16 protein-coding genes are annotated in these 19163 nt (G+C 34.9%); 4 read left to right on the top strand and 12 right to left on the bottom strand.

Features of this window, described 5'->3' with window-relative positions; genetic code table 11:
* Positions 1-27 precede the first annotated feature (27 nt).
* On the top strand, positions 28-231 hold the full coding sequence (locus AFK68_RS33045; RefSeq protein WP_094678513.1) for a hypothetical protein: 204 nt from the start codon (positions 28-30) through the stop codon (positions 229-231).
* Between the two features lie 189 nt (positions 232-420).
* Here the strand turns inward: AFK68_RS33045 and AFK68_RS33040 are convergent, their stop codons facing one another.
* The 5 genes from AFK68_RS33040 to ebsA form a co-directional block, all read right to left on the bottom strand.
* Positions 421-912 (bottom strand): YajQ family cyclic di-GMP-binding protein, encoded by a 492-nt coding sequence (locus AFK68_RS33040; RefSeq protein WP_094678511.1) that lies wholly within the window; start codon positions 910-912, stop codon positions 421-423.
* 117 nt (positions 913-1029) lie between these two features.
* Positions 1030-1449, bottom strand: coding sequence for an MAPEG family protein (locus AFK68_RS33035; protein ID WP_210407749.1), 420 nt, complete (start codon positions 1447-1449; stop codon positions 1030-1032).
* Between the two features lie 13 nt (positions 1450-1462).
* Positions 1463-1966, bottom strand: a complete 504-nt coding sequence (locus tag AFK68_RS33030; protein ID WP_094678509.1) for a DNA recombination-mediator protein A — start codon at positions 1964-1966, stop codon at positions 1463-1465.
* Between the two features lie 601 nt (positions 1967-2567).
* Positions 2568-3641: a phosphotransacetylase family protein gene (locus AFK68_RS33020; RefSeq protein ID WP_094678505.1), complete on the bottom strand. Its 1074-nt coding sequence runs from the start codon at positions 3639-3641 to the stop codon at positions 2568-2570.
* A 314-nt stretch (positions 3642-3955) separates the two neighbouring features.
* Entirely contained in the window at positions 3956-4330 is a 375-nt protein-coding gene (gene ebsA, locus AFK68_RS33015; RefSeq protein WP_094678503.1) for a type IV pilus biogenesis protein EbsA, read from the bottom strand.
* A gap of 1360 nt (positions 4331-5690) precedes the next feature.
* Here ebsA and AFK68_RS33010 point away from each other — a divergent pair.
* The 3 genes from AFK68_RS33010 to AFK68_RS33000 all read left to right on the top strand — a co-directional run bounded on the left by AFK68_RS33010 (position 5691) and on the right by AFK68_RS33000 (position 11094).
* Positions 5691-7214 (top strand): glycosyltransferase family 2 protein, encoded by a 1524-nt coding sequence (locus tag AFK68_RS33010; RefSeq protein WP_094678501.1) that lies wholly within the window; start codon positions 5691-5693, stop codon positions 7212-7214.
* Positions 7215-8882: 1668 nt separating this feature from the next.
* Positions 8883-10115, top strand: coding sequence for a succinate--CoA ligase subunit beta (locus tag AFK68_RS33005; RefSeq protein WP_094678499.1), 1233 nt, complete (start codon positions 8883-8885; stop codon positions 10113-10115).
* Between the two features lie 76 nt (positions 10116-10191).
* Positions 10192-11094, top strand: a complete 903-nt coding sequence (locus AFK68_RS33000) for a CoA-binding protein (protein WP_094678497.1) — start codon at positions 10192-10194, stop codon at positions 11092-11094.
* 485 nt (positions 11095-11579) lie between these two features.
* On the opposite strand, the gene AFK68_RS32995 is transcribed toward AFK68_RS33000, so the two are convergent.
* From AFK68_RS32995 to AFK68_RS32965, 7 genes are all read right to left on the bottom strand, one after another.
* Entirely contained in the window at positions 11580-13079 is a 1500-nt protein-coding gene (locus tag AFK68_RS32995) for a hypothetical protein (protein ID WP_094678495.1), read from the bottom strand.
* A gap of 40 nt (positions 13080-13119) precedes the next feature.
* Positions 13120-14673 (bottom strand): hypothetical protein, encoded by a 1554-nt coding sequence (locus tag AFK68_RS32990; RefSeq protein ID WP_094678493.1) that lies wholly within the window; start codon positions 14671-14673, stop codon positions 13120-13122.
* A gap of 130 nt (positions 14674-14803) precedes the next feature.
* Positions 14804-15754, bottom strand: coding sequence for an ABC transporter ATP-binding protein (locus AFK68_RS32985; RefSeq protein WP_094678491.1), 951 nt, complete (start codon positions 15752-15754; stop codon positions 14804-14806).
* Positions 15755-15834: 80 nt separating this feature from the next.
* Entirely contained in the window at positions 15835-16398 is a 564-nt protein-coding gene (locus tag AFK68_RS32980) for a type IV pilin-like G/H family protein (protein WP_094677126.1), read from the bottom strand.
* A 196-nt stretch (positions 16399-16594) separates the two neighbouring features.
* Positions 16595-17143, bottom strand: a complete 549-nt coding sequence (locus AFK68_RS32975) for a type IV pilin-like G/H family protein (RefSeq protein ID WP_094677128.1) — start codon at positions 17141-17143, stop codon at positions 16595-16597.
* Between the two features lie 258 nt (positions 17144-17401).
* Positions 17402-17947, bottom strand: a complete 546-nt coding sequence (locus AFK68_RS32970; RefSeq protein WP_094678489.1) for a type IV pilin-like G/H family protein — start codon at positions 17945-17947, stop codon at positions 17402-17404.
* A gap of 598 nt (positions 17948-18545) precedes the next feature.
* Entirely contained in the window at positions 18546-18830 is a 285-nt protein-coding gene (locus AFK68_RS32965) for a YiaA/YiaB family inner membrane protein (protein ID WP_094677132.1), read from the bottom strand.
* Positions 18831-19163: the final 333 nt, after the last annotated feature.

Here is a 19163-nt window from a genome sequence, read left to right as displayed (position 1 = left end):
AAGTATTGATTTGAATTGGAAGTAAAAATGTCAAAAAATAACAAACAAAAAGATATTTCTCTATTGCAAGCCTGGCAGAAAAAAATTCAAGACGCTAATGTTAATAATATATTTTGTCATTGTCATAGCTGTGAATATGAATGGGTAAACTCATCCTGGGAAGAGATATGTCCTAATTGCAATAGTACCCACATTGAACGTATTTCTTGTTGGCAATTTCCGGATGATTAATTAGAATTTATTCAAAAAATATTTTGGTAAGATTAGGACTCAGAAGTTAGAATAAATTGGAATTTAGAGGAGAGTAAATATTTTTTGTTTGTTCCCTACTCCCCCACTCCCTTACTCCCTTACTCCCTTACTCCTCTACTCCCTATTCCCTATTCCCTACTCCCTACTCCCTACTCCCTACTCCCTCTTCTAACGATAATTAGTAAATTGTAATGGCATGGGAAAATCTTCTGCTTTTAATCTTTGCATTACTACTTGCAATTCATCTTTAGACTTACCAGAAACTCTCACAGCATCACCTTGAATAGATGCTTGAATTTTTTTAAATTCATCCTTAATTAACTTAGTAATTTTTTTAGCATTTTCTTGAGTAATACCTTTTTGCAGCTTAACTTCTTGTCTAACTCTACTGCCACTAGCAGATTCAACTTTACCAAAATCAAATATCTTTAACGATAAATTCCGTTTAGCTGCCTTAGTTTGTAAAACAGTATGAACCGCATCTAAACTAAATTGACTACTCGTATTAATCGTAATAGTATCTTCGCCTAATTCTAATGTTGTATTAGAATCTTTCAAGTCATAGCGAGCTTTAATTTCTCGCTCTGCTTGGTCTATAGCATTCACTAATTCTTGTCTATCAAAATCGCTAACTATATCAAATGATGATGTAGATGCCATAACTTTTATTAGATATTATTTTGATTGTACTTAATAAAAATTCCTAAGTTCGTATGCCAAATTAATTACAGATCCTATTGACTTCCTGTTCCTTATTCCCTGAGTTCTGGAAGAGGTCTAACTATTGACACTAATTAAACTTAGAATAAACAAAATAGCTGTACCAGAAGAACTAATAACAAACATGAGCGATCGCCCTATAGGTACATCCAAAATATAAAAGATCGAATAAAAAAATCGTCCAATCACAAAAGCTACTGCTGCTCCTATAGCTAACACAGAATCTTGTTCTGTCAAATAAGCCATAAAAGAAGCTGTTGCAAATAAAAGAAAAGTTTCAAAAGAATTTTGATGTGCCCAAGTTGCCCTCTTAGCATAATCAGGCAATTTCTCAAACAAAGCACGAGGCGCACCCAAATCATAGCCTACTTTAACACGACCGTAGGCTACTACTAAAAAAGGTGCGTAAACTAGGATTGCTCCTATTACGATGGCATCAAGTAAAATAGATGGTGCTGGTAACTCCAACAAACTCATTTTTTTAGGAAAATTAATCTAGGTAGAACAAAGTTACTACTTTACGTTGTTCTTCTGCATCTTGACAAGTCTTCAATAAAGTATGACTTTCGTGAAAAGCAAAACAAATCAACTGTTGGCATCGAGAAACAATTTCTTGGTTACAAATAGAACTTGCTTCAGCTAAAGATAATTGATCATTTTTAGGATTTTCCACCAAATGAATGACCTTCTCCAATTCTTGGCGAGATTCTCTTGGTTGCCGTTTCAGACTTTGAGGTAAAATAACCGTAACCAAATTAGGGTCACCCCTCATTGCACCTCGAACTGCTGCTAAATTAGTACCTGTTGCACCTGATGTAATAATATGATTTGAACCTAATACCAAAGCATAACTTACCAACTCAATTAATTGTTGATGAGTAATAGGAACATGACGAGAACCCAACACAGCAATTCTTTTAGAACCTGTTTGTTGGATTGCTAAAAGTTCCTGTAAAAAATCATCTACCTTGGGTATATCAATTGATTGACTCAAAGATTTTATCTATATGTAATAAAACTGCCAAAGGGATTATAGCAATTAAATATATTTTTGTACATTATATTTTGTAGGAAAAATCACAATTGAGTCCAACAAATTAATCATATAGAAACATCAGGATGGGCAAAAGCTTTGGAACAACCAGCCTGAGAATTTCCCCTTACTCCCCTTCCCATTATTTCCGGTATGGTACCCCCTGGATTAAAAGGGTCTTTATATAGGAATGGACTTGCCAGATTATCACGCAATGGACAACAGGTAGGACATTGATTTGATAGAGATGGGGCTATCCTAGCTCTCAGTTCATAAACCAAGAGTAGATATTAGAAAATAAATGTTTGGGGTCATCAATCGTTTCGACTATCAAACCAATAGTCTCACTACAGTAAACTTATCATCTAACTGCTACCCAACTGAAGACCCCCAGAAAGCAAGGATCTTAACAGTTATATTTGACAGTCAGTATAACCGTAGTGAGGTTTGGATATTTGATGAAATGCCAATTAGATGCCAAACCTGTTTGTTGGTTAGCATTACCCAAGGTTATACCAATGGGTTTTCATGGTATCTGAAATCAAGACCAATAATTTCTTCGCTATGTTCCTAGCTGAAAATGATTGAACAAGCGTTCAAAATCAAAATTTTGTGCCATTAGTCTTTTAACACATTCTACTTTGACAGGTTCATGTAGACGAACACTACCAAAGGTTCGATCTATAATTTCCACAGTAGATAGGGTATCATAGTCCACTGACAAAACAGGTACTTCTACATCCTCCGCACGACGCAGCACTAACTCATCAGGTGGAAGTTGCCCAGTTAAAATTAGACAATGGGTTGAAGTTTCTAAAGCTGCTAGCTGAATGTCTGTCCGATCGCCCCCCGTAACTACTGCCATATTTGTAGCCTTACGGAAATATTTGATCGCTGCACTAACATTCATTGCACCAATAGTCAAGCTTTCTACCATTAAATTCAGGCGGTCAGGGCGACAAAGCACCTGAGCTTTTAATTGCTTAACTAATTCTTCAACTGTGACACTGCGTAGGAGACTGCTTCTAGGCAATATTCCTAATACAGGTATATTCCTTGCTTCCAGAAAAGGTTTTACTACTTTAGTTACTGTTTCTTGTGCTACTATTGGGACATCATTAATAACTACACCTAGAAGAGAACTACCTAAACGTTGTTTAGCTGAGAGTAAAGAGTCTATATAAGAATGTGAATTTGGACGAGTTACCAAAATTACAGAAGCATGAAGAACTTCGGCAACTTGTGGCAGTGATAATTCAAACAGACTACCCTCATCTAAGTTACTAGGTCCCTCTAATATTACTAAAGCTTCTCCCTTTACCTGTAAATATTGGGCTAGAGATTTTTGATAATCTGTTTTGTCTTCTCCCAGCAACCGCTTATCTATGGTACTTTCGTCCAGCATCAACAAAGTTGGTCGAATACCATTTTCTGAAAGCTTGAGAGTGTCAGTTATAAACTGCACATCAGCATCTGTCGGAATAGATGTTGGAGTTAAACAGTTTCCCACAGGTTTTCCATAGGCAATACTTATACCTTGCCCTTGTAACTCATGGGCTACTCCTAAAGTAATTGTAGACTTGCCACTGTAAGGTTCAGTCGATCCAATTAGCAAATAATTTGCAGATTTTGGCACATCCTCACTCCTGCAATTAATGAACTTTTGGAAATTATCGCATTTTTAGGGCAAGTATTCCTGTTTATATCTCCAACCTAGGATATATAGCGGTACGGGCAAGTCAAAAGTCATGCCTTCAAAAGTCAAAAATAATCCCTGACGCTCGTTTGAGCATTTATCAATGTCCTAACCATAATGGGTAGTGCTATAAAATCTTTTTTCAGGATATATAACAAACATTATAGTGGATTTAGTACAATAGGTCCAAAGTTAGGAGTAAGGTGAAATATTATTTTCAAGGGTTAGTCTTAGAAGTGACTCTCAAACCTCAATTACTCGTAGCGGAGTAACTTTCCGTAGAAAGTCTTAGAAAAATCAATTATGCGAGTTCTGTTATAATTCAGTAAGACATCGATTAAAAAATCAACAAACTCATAACTAGCCATCATAATTTCATAGCTGAGTTCTTGATTACCATCAAACTGCATTCTGCAACGAGTTATGTCTGCAGGTAATATAGAAACATTCCAGGTAATAACAAAAGGAATATTTTCGCCTCCTTCTATATTTCTTGCTCCTTCTAAATTTTTTTGTTTGTATAGGCTAATAGCATGACCTAAATATTTACGTCTTTTTTCTGTGTAATATGGAGCATAAACAGCTATTTCTCCCTTTTCGGCTGGCTTTAATTGATTAATTTGTGGCATCCTATTCTATAATCTCCGTAATAAATACTATCCATCAAAACCTAGTTTTTTTCTGTTTATATAACTAGGAAATTTAGCAAGTATATGTATAATGATTATATTTCAGATCTGAGCTGATATAGCTATCATCCTAGAATTCTCTTATGTTATTAAAGTCTGAGAATTCACCCCTTTAAATGAGAAAAAGCGGTCGTTTTGCACCAGCAAAACGCAAACCCACTTCGCCTTGTCGCCGACTTAAATTGCGGAGTGGATCTGCAAAAGAGTGTTAGAGCAGTATATCCAATCTACCAAGATAAAAGAAAAATTTTTCCTTTGCGTCAATCCTCTCTTTTTTAAGGATAGGGAATTGTTTTCCTGCTGAATGCTACCCAAACCACCGTCGCCGACATTAAAATTTTTAATTGCTGAACAAGTCAGATTAGACCTTCGATAAATTGTAAAAATTAAACCTTTTTTCGTCTCTTTTTTCCATACTTATATCACCTATAACCCAGAACCGATATTCTTTATTTCGTGACCGTAGCAATATTTTATGAAATTCCTATTATAGATTGAATTAAATAATGATAGCTGAAAATCAGGATATAGCAGATTTGGGGATAAAGATTAAAAAGAGTAACTATGTCTTATATAGCAATTCCCATACTGGTGAAGTACAAAATTCTAGGTTTTAGGGAACAGGGAACAGGGAATAGAAAAGAAATTAAAGATAAGTGTACCTCATAAGCTTGAGAAACCCTATAGCAATTTCCAAAAAGAATATTAGACTTGAGCGATACTTCAGTTATTAAGTAATAAGTAAGCTTCAGTCATTATTGTTAATGATTATCGGCATTAAGCCAAGATATCTTATGTCTAATAAGCATACTTCCTCCGACCTACTACCTACTCTCAAGGATATTTAGCAACAATGCATGAGATTTGCTATTAGATCAAGCTATTGGATGAGAGTAACTTTCCCATTCCTAGAAATCAAATCATTCCAACAAATTTATGACTTAAGCACAACACTAGATATATGAAAAAATAACTATTAGTCTGTAAAAATAGTTTTGACAAGTAACCAATTGTCAAAAGAATTACCCCAGAATTACCCCTAAATCAAGCTTACAAAAATTTATCTATTATTTCCAAGTTGACAGACCCCTATAGCATCTAATATATAGATTAGCTTACAACTATAAAGAGATGTAAGTCCTGAAATTATCAAAAACTAAAATTATCAACCCAAAACTCCTCTAAACCTAGACTCCAGAGGTAAAAAGACCATCTTTATAGTTTTTTAAGGCAGAATTAGGTTAGTCTCTTAAACATAAGAAAATTATTAGTGGTTGGATCTTTTAAGATTAGTTGAATTATGCCCGACAGTTCTTGGCCAAAAAACGATTACTATCAGAAAACCCAAATTTATCAAAACCATGACTCAGATAATGAACAGCAAAATTATCAGGCATCAGAACAACAGAAAAGTTCAGATACTAACCAAATAGAGCAAGAAACGGAAGTTGTCGAAACAAAGCTCAGTCATCAGAATATTTACGATGGTCGTGGTCGTAGACGTAAAGCAGCATTTATGCTATCGCTGATCTGGACTACTACTATCATCCTGCATTTGCTGTCCTGGGGATACTGGATAATTCTGGGTTTGACAGGTTTACTATCAGTTCAACTTTTGAGAATACTATTTGCTAAACCAAAACTAGCTCCAAAACCTCTATCAGAAGAAAATTTAGCACAATGGCCTTATATATCTCTGTTAGTAGCAGCTAAAAACGAAGAAGCTGTAATTAGCAAATTGGTAAAAAATATCTGTGCTTTGGATTATCCTACTAATAATTATGAGCTGTGGGTAATAGATGACAATAGTACAGATAGTACCCCTGTATTGTTAGAAAAGTTGTCTCAGGAATATCAACAGCTAAAAGTGATTAGAAGAGGTCCAGATGCTGGGGGTGGTAAGTCAGGCGCTCTAAATACTGCTGTACCTTTTGTGAGGGGAGAAATTGTAGGAGTATTTGATGCAGATGCAGAGGTAACACCCGATTTACTCCGAAAGGTAGTACCACTTTTTGCCAGGGAAAAAGTAGGAGCAGTACAAGTAAGAAAAGCGATCGCTAATTCAGGTCTAAATTTTTGGACAAAGGGACAATCTTCAGAAATGGTCCTAGATGGTTTTTTTCAGGAACAGCGAATTGCCATTGGTGGGATTGGAGAACTCAGAGGAAATGGCCAGTTTGTGCGTCTGAATGCTTTAGAAGAATGTGGGGGGTGGAATGAAGAAACTATTACTGATGATTTAGATTTAACTATTCGTCTACATCTAAATCAATGGGATATAGATTTTTTGGCTTTTCCAGCGGTAATGGAAGAAGGAGTGACTAACTCTATAGCTTTGTGGCACCAACGTTCCCGATGGGCCGAAGGAGGATATCAGCGGTATCTAGACTACTGGCAATTGATTTTGCGTAACCGGATGAGATTTGGTAAAACTTGGGACTTATGGCAATTTTTGGTGACACAATATCTAATATCAGTTGCTGCTGTGCCTGATTTTTTGATGTCAATAATCTTACGTCGTTTACCAATAACCAGTCCCTTAGCTGTGTTTACTGTGATGGTGTCCTTGTTAGGAATGTTTATCGGTTTACGTCGAACCCGGAAACGACAAAGAAGTTTAGCACAAGAGGAAAAGGGAATGGAGTTGGCTTTGAGAAAAGAACATCCATTGTCTTTATTTGTGACTTTCCTAGAAAGTGTGCGGGGAACTTTTTATATGTTGCATTGGTTTGTGGTTATGGGTGTTACGATTGGTCGAATGTCTATATTACCTAAGCGACTAAAATGGGTAAAAACAGTTCATAGAGGTGATGGGGAAAGTTAACAGTTGGGGCTAGTACCGTTTCACGGAAGTCAGAAGTCGGAAGTTATAAGTCAGAAGTTATATTTGCGATTACTAAAAATTTTGACAATACAATAGTTTCAGGCAATTATTTGACATTTTAAAGTTTGAAACTGTTTGTGACATCCTTAAAATAAATCGGTATAACTACTAAAGCATATAGATTTTACCCAAGTTCTCAAATATTTTCTCACTGTGGGCATAAATAGAAAATGCTTTTCTAGGTGAGGCTTTATAAATTTGCAGAATGTGATTTTCAAATGGACATAGACTTTAATGCTGTTGTTAATTTAGAAAACAATGTGGATCAATAGGTAGAGTTCCCAAGCAGAATTAGCCTAGGTCAATAATAACTTTACAGAGTGTAGTCTTTGGTTCTCATAGAAGCAGGAATGGAGTTGCTAAAGCTCAAAATTGTATTTTGGGAGATTGCTGTCCTAAAGGGATACTCTGCAAATGCTTCCCTGGCAACCTTAGGGTTGGGGTAAGTTTAGAGCTGCTTTGTTAACTTAGCTGTTAACTCTCCATTCCACAGGAAAAGTCCGATTTTATAGCAGTCGAAGCAAAGTTTAGGACACTACTAAATTCTCTCTCCTCAGTTTAGAGATGACTTCTGACTTATAACTTCTGAGTTGCGTGTAGCGCTATACCTAGCTCTCAGGAATTTATGCTCCAATGAAGCATAACTCACAAAACCAAAATCTAGCAAGGGATTAAACTTCTTAATATTTACTTAATAAATCAACTATTAGTAGAACGCTTATTATTTATTATCAAACAGGATTGGGTCGCGCAACCCCCCCCCTTGATTGGCGAAATGTTTTTGGAGGGTTGCTCAAAATTCCTATTACCAAAACAACTCCTGACTCCTAACTTATGACTTCTGACTTGTTTTGATAGTGATTTTACAAGTGGCTATAGCTATTGATAATGTCTTTAACAGATTAATATGGCAGTTTATATAGCAATTATAGTAGTTTAACTTAAAAATGAGACGTTTTTTCGTCTGAAACTCCCTCATCGCAAGGAAGCTTTGTCTCAATCTAAAGTGAAATGACTATATATTTCTAAGTTGTGAAATTGCAGTTTTCTGTTACAAAAATTAGATTAAACAATGCTACAAAACTGTAGTTATTAGGAACAGCTTAACTAGGAAAAGGGAACAGAGACATAAAAAATAGAGAAAATAGAGAAAATAAAGATTTAATTGTGATAATTACTTCTCTATTTGTAGCAAATATGCCCGCAAATTGCTATGATTGAATAAAAATAGTTGTAGTCAAAGTTATAGGCATAACAATTGTTAAGGTTGAGAATTGCTATACTTGAATGATGTTTATTTTTTGATGTCCATAACAAAAATGAGTTATAAAAATTCAATTGCTAGAAAAAGCTCAAAGGATCAAAAAAAATTGGAAAAACTGGATGATTGATGGAGCAATTTATGGGTGATAGGAATTATTATACTCCTTCAATAATATTCAGAAACTTAGCATTATTAATGACTATTTTATCTGCAAGTATTTGGTCATTTCAGTTATCAGTTATCAGTTGTCAAGTATAGCTGCAAAATTTATCAAAATCTTGGGAATGCTCCAATGAAATCTCCCAAAAAATTATGAACTAGAGCAAATCAAAGATTAAGTGGATATGGATTTATTAGAATATCAAGCGAAGGCATTGTTTAGTGAGATGGGAATACCTGTTTTGCCATCTCAAAGAATAGATTATCCTAAAGATTTAAAAAGATTAAAAATACCCTATCCAGTGGTACTTAAGTCTCAAGTTCATACTGGGGAAAGAAATAGCTTAGGCGGAATTAAATTTGTTGAAAATACAATTGATGCTGTGGCAGCAGCTCAGACAATTTTTAATTTGCCAATTAAAGATGAGTATCCAGAAGTTTTGTTGGCAGAGGCAAAATATAATGCTGACCAGGAATTATATTTGGCAGTTGTTTTAGACCCAATAGTACGTCGCCCTGTACTTCTGGGTTCAGCACAAGGGGGTATTGATACAGAAACAGCTATGAAAAATATGCAGCAGGTGGTTGTTAATCAAGAATTTTCCCCTTTTTATGCACGTCGTTTAATGGTAAAAATTGGACTGCAAGGAAAACTGATAGAATCAGTGAGCCATATAGTAGAAAAAATGTATCAATTATTTGTTGAAAAGGATTTAGATTTGGTAGAAATTAATCCTCTTGGTATTAGTCCGAGAGGAGAAGTAATGGCTTTAGATGGTAAGGTTAGTGTTAATGATTATGCTCTAGGTCGTCATCCAGATTTGGTGAGTTTAGTTGGCAAAAATATTAGTAATAATCATGAAATTCAACAGGAACAATTAAAGGGAATAGATAACAATTCGGCTTTGGTGACGAGTAATATTAATGGTCTTAGTAGTGAAAAAATAATTCCAGATTATCGACTGAAATTGACAGAATTACAGGGGAATATAGGGATTTTATGCAATGGTGAAGGTTTAACAATGACTACTGTTGATTTGGTCATGCAAGCTCAGGGAAAACCAGCTAATTTTCTTAATATTAAGTTGGGTGATTATTTGGAAGTAAAGGATAGTTTGCGATCGCAAATGTTTACTGCTTTGGATTTAGTTAGTAAAAAAGAAAATGTTAAGGTAGTTTTGATAAATGTTATAGGTATAGTTCAGACAAGCGATGAGTTGATTACTATAATATATGAATATTTTAATAATTTAAAAAGTATAGACCAGAAAAAAAATTCGTTTGTACTGCGTTTATTAGGAGGTAGAATTAGCAGAGCTAGGGAACGTTTATCAGGTCTACCAGTAGAGGTTATGGAAAACTTAGAGGATGCAGTTAATAAGGCTGTTTCTCTATCGAAAGAAGGGAGTAGGGAGTAGGGGAGTAGAAAATAAGAAAAATAACTGTGGGAATTGCTATATCAATTATCCATTATCAATTATCGATTATTTTAAGATGAATTTAACTCAAGATAGCAAAGTCATAGTTCAGGGTGTGACAGAAAAAATATCTACCCAGATAGCCTTAATGATGAAGTCTTGTGGCACAAATGTGGTAGCAGGTATTAGTCCTGGAGAAGGGGGAAAAGAATGGCATGGCATTCCTGTTTTTAGTTTGGTAGAGCAGGCAGTGGCAAAGGTGGGTATAATTGATACTAGCGTGATAGTTATGCCTGCTTATCAGGTGTTAGATGCTGCTTTAGAGGCGATCGCTTCCGGTCTTAAACAAATTGTGATTGTTACAGAAGGGGTGCCTCCCCTAGATATGGTCAAGCTATTGAGAAAAGCTGAGGCTACAGAAACTCTGATTGTTGGACCGAACTGTGCGGGTATTATTGTACCAGATCGGTTGTTAGTAGGTACTCATCCGACTCAGTTTTATACTCCAGGTCCAATTGGTATTATCAGTCGCAGTAATACTCTTACTTATGAAGTTGCCTGGGAACTAACCAAGTCAAGGTTGGGGCAGTCTATTTCTGTGAGTCTTGGTTGCGATCCAATTGTTGGTTCTTCTTTTCTCCAGTGGTTGCAAATATTAGATGAGGATGAGCGTACAGAGTTAATTGTTTTGATAGGAGAGGTTGAGGGTGCAAGTGAAGAAATAGCAGCTTCTTATATTTCAGAAACAATTGATAAACCTGTAGTTGCGTATATTTCTGGTACTTATTCTCCCATAAATCAGAATTATAGTCATGCTAATAGTTTAATTAGTGCTAGGGTTGCTGGTGAAAAATATGATTATAATGGTGAGATTGAAAGTAAAATTGCAGCTTTTGAAGCAGTTAAAATACCAGTAGCAAAACGACCTTCTGACATCCCAAGTTTAGTGAGGAATTCACTGCAAAAGAAGTATATTTAATTTCTATTTTGATAAATTGATATGATAAATATTTGGAATTAAGTTGATATTTTTCTGAAATAGGGGGCGGGTTTAATACCATTTCTCAAAAACTTTTCTACACTTTCTTGAGTAGGGGAGTGGGGGAGTGGGCGAGAAGTAAAAACATAAATAATTAACACGCTCCTGGGGTGCTAATTATCAAAAAGGTTCCATGGGCCTGTGTTAATGACTTAATAATTGAAGTTTCACCTAAGTATAGCATTACTTTTGGTAATTGGTATAAGCACAAGTATTCAGAGGAAAAAGTGTATTTTGTTGTCTATTTTTTGGTAATAGAACCCGCCCCAGATTTCAATTTTTTCTCAGTCATATAAAATCCGGTAGTATCGGTTGAAAAAAAGTACAGAAACCGGGTTTATATTAAATGCTCCACCATACTAATATCTACCTTCGATCAACCCGGTTTCTTATCACACTTCCATTCCAAACTAATTGAATATTATTCAATTTTTTTGACCTGTCAATAATTTCTGAGAATCAGATACACCTAATTTTTGGATTTTTCGAGTCAGTTGTAAAGTTAATAGTGTCAAGACACTCCAATGAGCAATAATTGTAATTAACATTGGGGTTATTGCTAGAGAATTATGGGGAAAGGAAAGCCAGGGAAAAGTTGAAAATAACCATACATTAGGGTAGTTTTCAGGTGTAATTGAAAGTAACGATAAAGCAATAGGTGGTAAAGTAATCAAACTACCTAATATTCCCACAGCCCAATTTTTAGGATTTTTCACCTTCATCAACAGTACAAGCTGAGTAATTGCGGCATAAATCAAGATTAAATTTAGACTGAGAATTAAAGTCAAAATAGCTGATAGTATAATTCCATTAATTTCGCTGTTATTCAAAAGTAAAATCCCGGAAATCAAAATTACAGCAGTAATGACTAAATTAATTGCTATTGCTACTAAAGGCGGACTTTTTTCACCCCAGATTAAATCTTGTTTTAAACTAATACCTAATCCCTTGATAATCGCAGTTTCATCATGATTAACTTGTAGATGTCTGTATCTTGCCCAATCTTGTAAAGTTTGTTGCTGGGGTGATAAGAAAGCAATTAGTAACAAAAAAATGAATAAATTAATAGTGCAGCAGAACAACAATGATGCTTCTAAAATCTCAGTTAAATTTTCACCAATAATGTTGAAGCAAAACAGTAGTAGAGCAACTTGGAAACATCCCATTAACCAATAGCTTTGTTTTTTGCTAATAACTGTGGCATTAGGATTTCGATAACGGCGATTTACAGCTTGCCAAAGCCAATAATTTCCTAACAAAACTAAAATTACTAGAATTATAATTTCTGGATAATATTCAATGCGGTTAAGACTACTATCATAACTAACAGAGGCAAAAGACATAATGACTGGCAAAAATAGACCTGCTATTGCAGAAATCAACCAAGCTTGAGTACCCCCCAAAAACACGAATAGTAGTGAGGCATTGTAGAAAAAACAACAAACTATAATTAAGATTCCATAAAATGCAAAAAAACAAGATAAAGAGAAATATGATGAGATATTTGCCCACAAATGTAGAGGCAAAGAAATAGCTGCTGCTAAGTAAATTAAAATTGGCACTCCTAATAGTTTGCCAAGCAAAATATTCTGACTAGACTGGGGACTTAGACGAAGAAAATTGAGAGTACCAAGACGTTCCTCTTTAGCTAAATCAGCTACTAACATATAGACACCACCAACCAAGATCAAAGGAAACAAAATCCGATTAAAAGTGATAAAGAGATCTGCCCACCAATATGACCAGTTAATACCAGTATCATATTTTTCTGGAAGTTCTGCAAGAAAAGTTATTATTACGAGAAATTGGCACAGGAGAGATAAAGAGATGGCGATCGCTACATTTCTACTTTTGAGGCGACCTTTAATTTCTCGGAATAATTGAGGATTCCAATTGAATAAATTGACGAATGGTTTAGATAACATAAGTTATAACTCCAATGAGAAATTTTCCATGGTGAATTCTTCAATCTTTTTGACCTATCAGTAATTTCTGAGAATCAGATACACCTAATTTTTGGATTTTTCGAGTCAGTTGTAAAGTTAATAGTGTCAAGACACTCCAATGAGCAATAATTGTCATCAACATTGGGGTTATTGCTAGAGAATTATTAGGAAAGGAAAGCCAGGGAAAAGTTGACAATAACCATAAGTTAGGGGAGTTTCCAGGTGTAATTGAAAGTAACGATAAAGCAATAGGTGGTAAAGTAATCAAACTACCTAATATTCCCACAGCCCAATTTTTAGGATTTTTCACCTTCATCAACAATACAAGCTGAGTAATTGCGGCATAAATCAAGATTAAATTTAGACTGAGAATTAAAGTCAAAATAGCTGGTAGTATAATTCCGTTAATAAGTAAAATCCCGGAAATCAAAATTACCCCAGTAATGACTACATTAATTGCTATTGCTACTAAAGGCGGACTTTTTTCACCCCAGATTAAATCTTCTTTTAAACTAATAGTTAACCCTTTCAAAATCGCAGTTTCATCATTATTAACTTGTAGATGTCTGTATCTTGCCCAATCTTGTAAAGTTTGTTGTTGGGGTGATAAGAAAGCAATGAGTAACAAAAAACTGAATAAATTAATAGTGCAGCAGAACAACAATGATGCTTCTAAAATCTCAGTTAAATTTTCACCAATAATAATAATATTGAAGCAAAACAGTAGTAGAATAACTTGGAAACATCCCATTAACCAATAGCTTTGTTTTTTGCTAATAACTGTGGCATTAGGATTTCGATAACGACGATTTACAGCTTGCCAAATCCAGTAATTTCCCAAAAGCAAACCCAAAATTATTACATGCATTACATTGATTATTTCTGGAGATCCAACACCACTGCCCAAAAAAGCAAAATCATCAAAATAGGATTGACTAATAGCCATAATCACCCAGAAAAATATCCCAGCTATCGTAGTAGCTAACCAAGCTTGAGTACCTCCTAAAAAGACAAAAAGGAATGAAGCATTGTAGAAAAAAAAACAAACTACAATTAAGATTCCATAAAATCCCAAAAACCAAAATAAAGACAACCCTGATGAAATAATCGCCCACAAATGTAGAGGTAGAGAAATAGCGAGTGCTAAGTAAATTAAAATTGGTACTCCTAATAGTTTGCCAAGCAAAATATTCTGACTAGACTGGGGACTTAGACGCAGAAAATTGAGAGTACCAAGACGTTCCTCTTTAATCAAATCAGCTACCAACATATAGACTCCACCAAGTAAGGTCAAAGCAAACAAAATCCAGCTAAAAGTGACAAAGATATCTGCCCACCAATGTGACCAGTCAATACCAGTACAATATTTTCCTGCTTGGATACAATACTGGTTATAGCCAACAATATCTGCACCATATTTTTCTGGAAGTTTTGCTAGAGAAGTCATCATAACAAGAAATTGGCACAGGAGAGATGCAGAGATAGCGATCGCTACATTTCTGGTTTTGAGGCGACCTTTTATTTCTCGGAATAATTGAGGATTCCAATTGAATAAATTGTCTAGTAGTTTCATAAATAATAACTCCAAAAATTTTGAAATTAACAGGATTTACGCAAAGAAACCCGGTTTCTCCTAAATGTCTATTCTTAAAAATAATGGTTTACTGTAGAAACCGGGTTTATGGGTTCCTCCTGGGTAAGTCTTAATTTGCTTGCTTATGTCCGAGTTTGAGGAAAATTGCTTCTAGGTCTTCTTGAGTACAATGGAAATTTGTGACTGGGATATTGGCAAGAATGAGCGATCGCAACAAACTAGCAGCATCTTCGGGAGTTCCCAAAAATTGAACCTGCACTTGCTGACCTTCCTGCAAAACTTCCCAAGCTTCCACCCAGGGAGAATTTTTAATTTCCGTAATTAACTCTGATAACCCACCCATGACAGAAATCAAAATTTGCTGAGTGCTAAGACGTTGATAAAGTTCTTGGAGAGAAGCACTTTCTACCAAATAACCTAATTCCATTATTCCTACTGAAGTGCAAAGTTCTGCCAAGTCACTCAGAATATGGGAAGAAATTACTATTGTCATTCCTGCTTCCTGCAAAGCTTTGATAATTTCCCGAAACTGCATTCTAGCAATGGGGTCTAAACCAGAAACAGGTTCATCTAATAATAGAAGTAATGGTTCGTGAATAATAGTTCTTCCTAAACTCAGACGTTGTTTCATACCCCGCGACAGAGTAGAAATTAAACTATTGCGTTTATTCACCAATTGCACCAATTCCAAGACAGCAAACAGTCGGCGTGAACGATGAGGTTCCCGCAAATTATAAAGTCTGGCAAAATAGTCGAGATAATCCCACACAGTTAGGTCGTCATATACCGGAAAATCGTCTGGCAAAAAACCGAGGCGTTGTTTAAGGGTGGGGTTGGTATGGTCGCGCAGTAGACGTTCTCCACTTATATATATTTCCCCTGTTGTGGGTTCTTCGGCGGTAGCTAACATTCGTAATAGGGTAGTTTTGCCAGCGCCATTTGGTCCGATAACTCCATAAACTTCCCCGGTTGCTACCTGTAAATAGAGGTCATTCACCGCTATGTTGCGATCGAATTGTTTAGTTAATCCACGGGTTTCAATTGCTAGTTCTTTTAGCATGGCTGTTGTATAAAATAAGATAGGTTGATCTAGAAATTTCCCGACAAAAAGATTGTTTTGAGAGGAAAAGTATGGATATTTTATAGTGCTGAAGAGCCTAACGGACATTGGTCAAAAGATTGAAAATTATCGGGTGCTGTTAATGAGGGTTCGTCAGTTGCACAAATCATTGATCTGCTAGTTCTGCTAGTACCGTCTTTAATATATACTATATATACTATGCCAGAATAACTTTTTAAAGCATCTTCAGATATACGTATCCGCCGAGAAAAAGGTAATCTTGTCCTAAAAAAAGGCAAGCGTATAGGTTCATAATAATAAGGTAAGTTATTTTTAGTAGTAGCAGTAGTTATAACCCTCAGACTATTAACTCGTTTGGTTTTGTATGAGTAATTTGATGTTTCTAACTTGATACCTAATCCTAAATCAGAAATATTATCGCTAAACTCACCATTTTCAGCATAATAAGCTTGTTGTCCTTTATTAATTGAACTTATGTATTGTTTTCCTTCGTTTTGTTTGTATACCTGGGCTTGGTTTAAAAACGAGGGCAAAGCCATGATAAATACCAAAGCAAATACAAATAACGTGATAAAATCAACCAAAGATATTGTTCTAAAATTAGCAGATTGTTTTGTTGACATGATTTACCTCCTATTTTCCCCTGTGTAGTTAAATTTCTATCAAGGCATCGCCAACTCACATCACACCCACAAAATATCTAAGATTAAGTCTGATTAATTAATAATCGACTCCTCCAAACCAGACAGTAAAATAAACACCAAAAATCTGAGTAAAGTACAGATATTTTATAGTGCTGAAGAACCTAATGGACATTGGTCAAAAAGTTTCTGAAGAACCTAACGGACATTGGTCAAAAGATTGAAAATTATCGGGTGCTGTTAATGAGGGTTCGTCAGTTTCACAAATCATTGAGCTGCTAGTACCGTCTTTAATATATACTATGCCAGAATAACTTTTTAAATAATTTTCAGATAGACGTATCCGCCGATAAAAAGGTAATCTTATCCCAAAAAAAGGTAAGCGCATAGGTTCATAATAGAAGCTTCTCTTTTTAGCAGTGGCAGTAACTAGGACCCTCATACTATTAATTTCTTTAATTTTGTATGAGTAATTTACTGTTTCTAACTTGATACCTAATCCTAAATCAGAAATATTATCGTTAAACTCACCGTTTTCAGCATAATAAGCTTGTTGTCCTTTATTAATTGAACTGATGTATTGTTTTGCTTCGCTTCGCTTGCTTAGCGGGTAGCTAGGGTTGAAAAACGAGGGTAAAACAATGCTAAATACCACCACAACAAATATCAACCCAATAAAATTAGCCAAAGATATATTCCTAAAATTAGCAGATTGTTTTGTTGACATTATTTACCTCCTAGTTTTCCCTGTGTAGTTAAATTTCTATCAAGGCATCGCCAACTCACATCACACCCAAAAAATATCTAAAATTAAGTCTGATTAATTAATAATCAACTCTACTATTATTTTACCCAGTTCCTCGTTCCCTATAAACACAGCTTTGTAACATTCTTTTATCAAACTGGTATTAGTCAGGTAGAGCAGATGCTCCTCCAAACCAGACAGTAAAATAAACACCAAAAATCTGAGTAAAGTACAGATATTTTATAGTTCTGAAGAACCTAACGGACATTGGTCAAAAGATTGAAAATTATCGGGTGCTATTAATGAGGGTTTGTCAGTTTTACAAATCATTGTTTGAGTAGTACCGTCTTTAATATATACTATGCCAGAATAACTTTTTAAAGCATTTTCAGGTAGACGTATCCGCTGAGAAAAAGGTAATCTTGTCCCAAAAAAAGGTAAGTTTATAGGTTTATGATAATAAGATTTTTTATTTTTATTAGTACCAGTAATTATAACCGTCATACTATTAACTCGTTTGATTTTGTATGAGTAATTTGCTGTTTCTGAGCTGGCACCTAATCCTAAATCAGGGATGTTATCGCTAAACTCACCGTTTTTAGCATAATAAGCTTGTTGTCCTTTATTAATTGAACTGATGTATTGTTTTGCTTCGCTTTGTTTGTTTACGTGGGCTTGGTTTAAAAACGAGGGCAAAACAATGCTAAATACCACCACACCAAATATCAACGGGATTAAATCAACCAAAGATATATTCCTAAAATTAGCAGATTGTTTTGTTGACATGATTTACCTCCTAGTTTTCCCTGTGTAGTTAAATTTCTATCAAGGCATTGCCAACTCACATCACACCCAAAAAATATCTAAGATTAAGTCTGATTAATTAACAATCGACTCTACTGTTATTGTACCCAGATACCTACTCTCTCCACTCTCTCTAAAAATTACAAATTATTTCTAATAATAAACTTAGGTAAATCATAAAATAAGTAGGTAAGCATTAAAAATTATTGTGATGATAAGGCAGAACTCAGAGACCAAAAAGAAACAGGTTTTTCACTAAGTTTATTTTTGGTTACATACTTGTTTTTTTGCGCCTGCTTACTTATTAGTAAATAGGTAGAGTTGCTGCCTATGAGCTAAACACAAATTTGGGCACTAATACACTGATTAATCGTTTTTCATCATCTGTACAGACCTTTGAAAAACCCGTGTCGTGCCCATTTTTTTTCTATTATTAGTATTTAACTGTGTAGAAGTATTTGCCCACCATACGGGAATTTTATAGCACTATGTTAATTAGTTAGGACATTTATAAATGCTCAAACTCAGTCAGGAATTACTTCTAAATTCTAAATTGTGCGTAGCGCTATATAGATACTTTCTACTTATCTAAAGGATGATGATCTGCCAGTAATTTTTCAACTTTTGCTTCATCAAGTCTGGCACTAATTCTTTCAGATTCGTGATTATCTCTAATTGTTTTTGCTAGGGTAAAAGCGGAACCTACTGAGAATGTTAAACCCATCCCCATAAAACTTTTAATCCAAATATCTACAGGTAGATAAATAATGCCTATCGCTGTGCCACCAGTGGCAAGAATAAAGGAAGCCCAAACTTGAAGTATCCATGCAGCAGTATCTTTTTGTTGAACATATTTGTTGGTCATAAAATTACTACCTCAATCAAAGTTTTTAGCTGATTTATTTTGATTTTAGGTGTATAAATTTATAGGAATGATAATAGAGTGACAGTTTGTATAGATGCACAAGCGATCGCTGACTGAAGTCAGAAGTTAGAAGTCAGAAGTTAGAAGTTATAATTGATCCATGAGTGAGTTTTAGAAGCTATAAATATCTGCCATTTCCACCTCAATAGTGCTATATTTTTGATTTTCTATAACGATACAAATAAAGTTTGATATTTATAGATAAAATTTATAGGTAGACAGTTAAAAAATTGTACTATCTAATTATCTGAATATAATAAAAGTGAATATAAT

Source organism: Hydrocoleum sp. CS-953 (assembly GCF_002260545.1).
GTDB lineage: Bacteria > Cyanobacteriota > Cyanobacteriia > Cyanobacteriales > Microcoleaceae > Trichodesmium.
The sequence above is the reverse complement of the archived record's forward strand: the minus strand, read 5'-3'. Positions and strand labels throughout refer to the sequence as shown.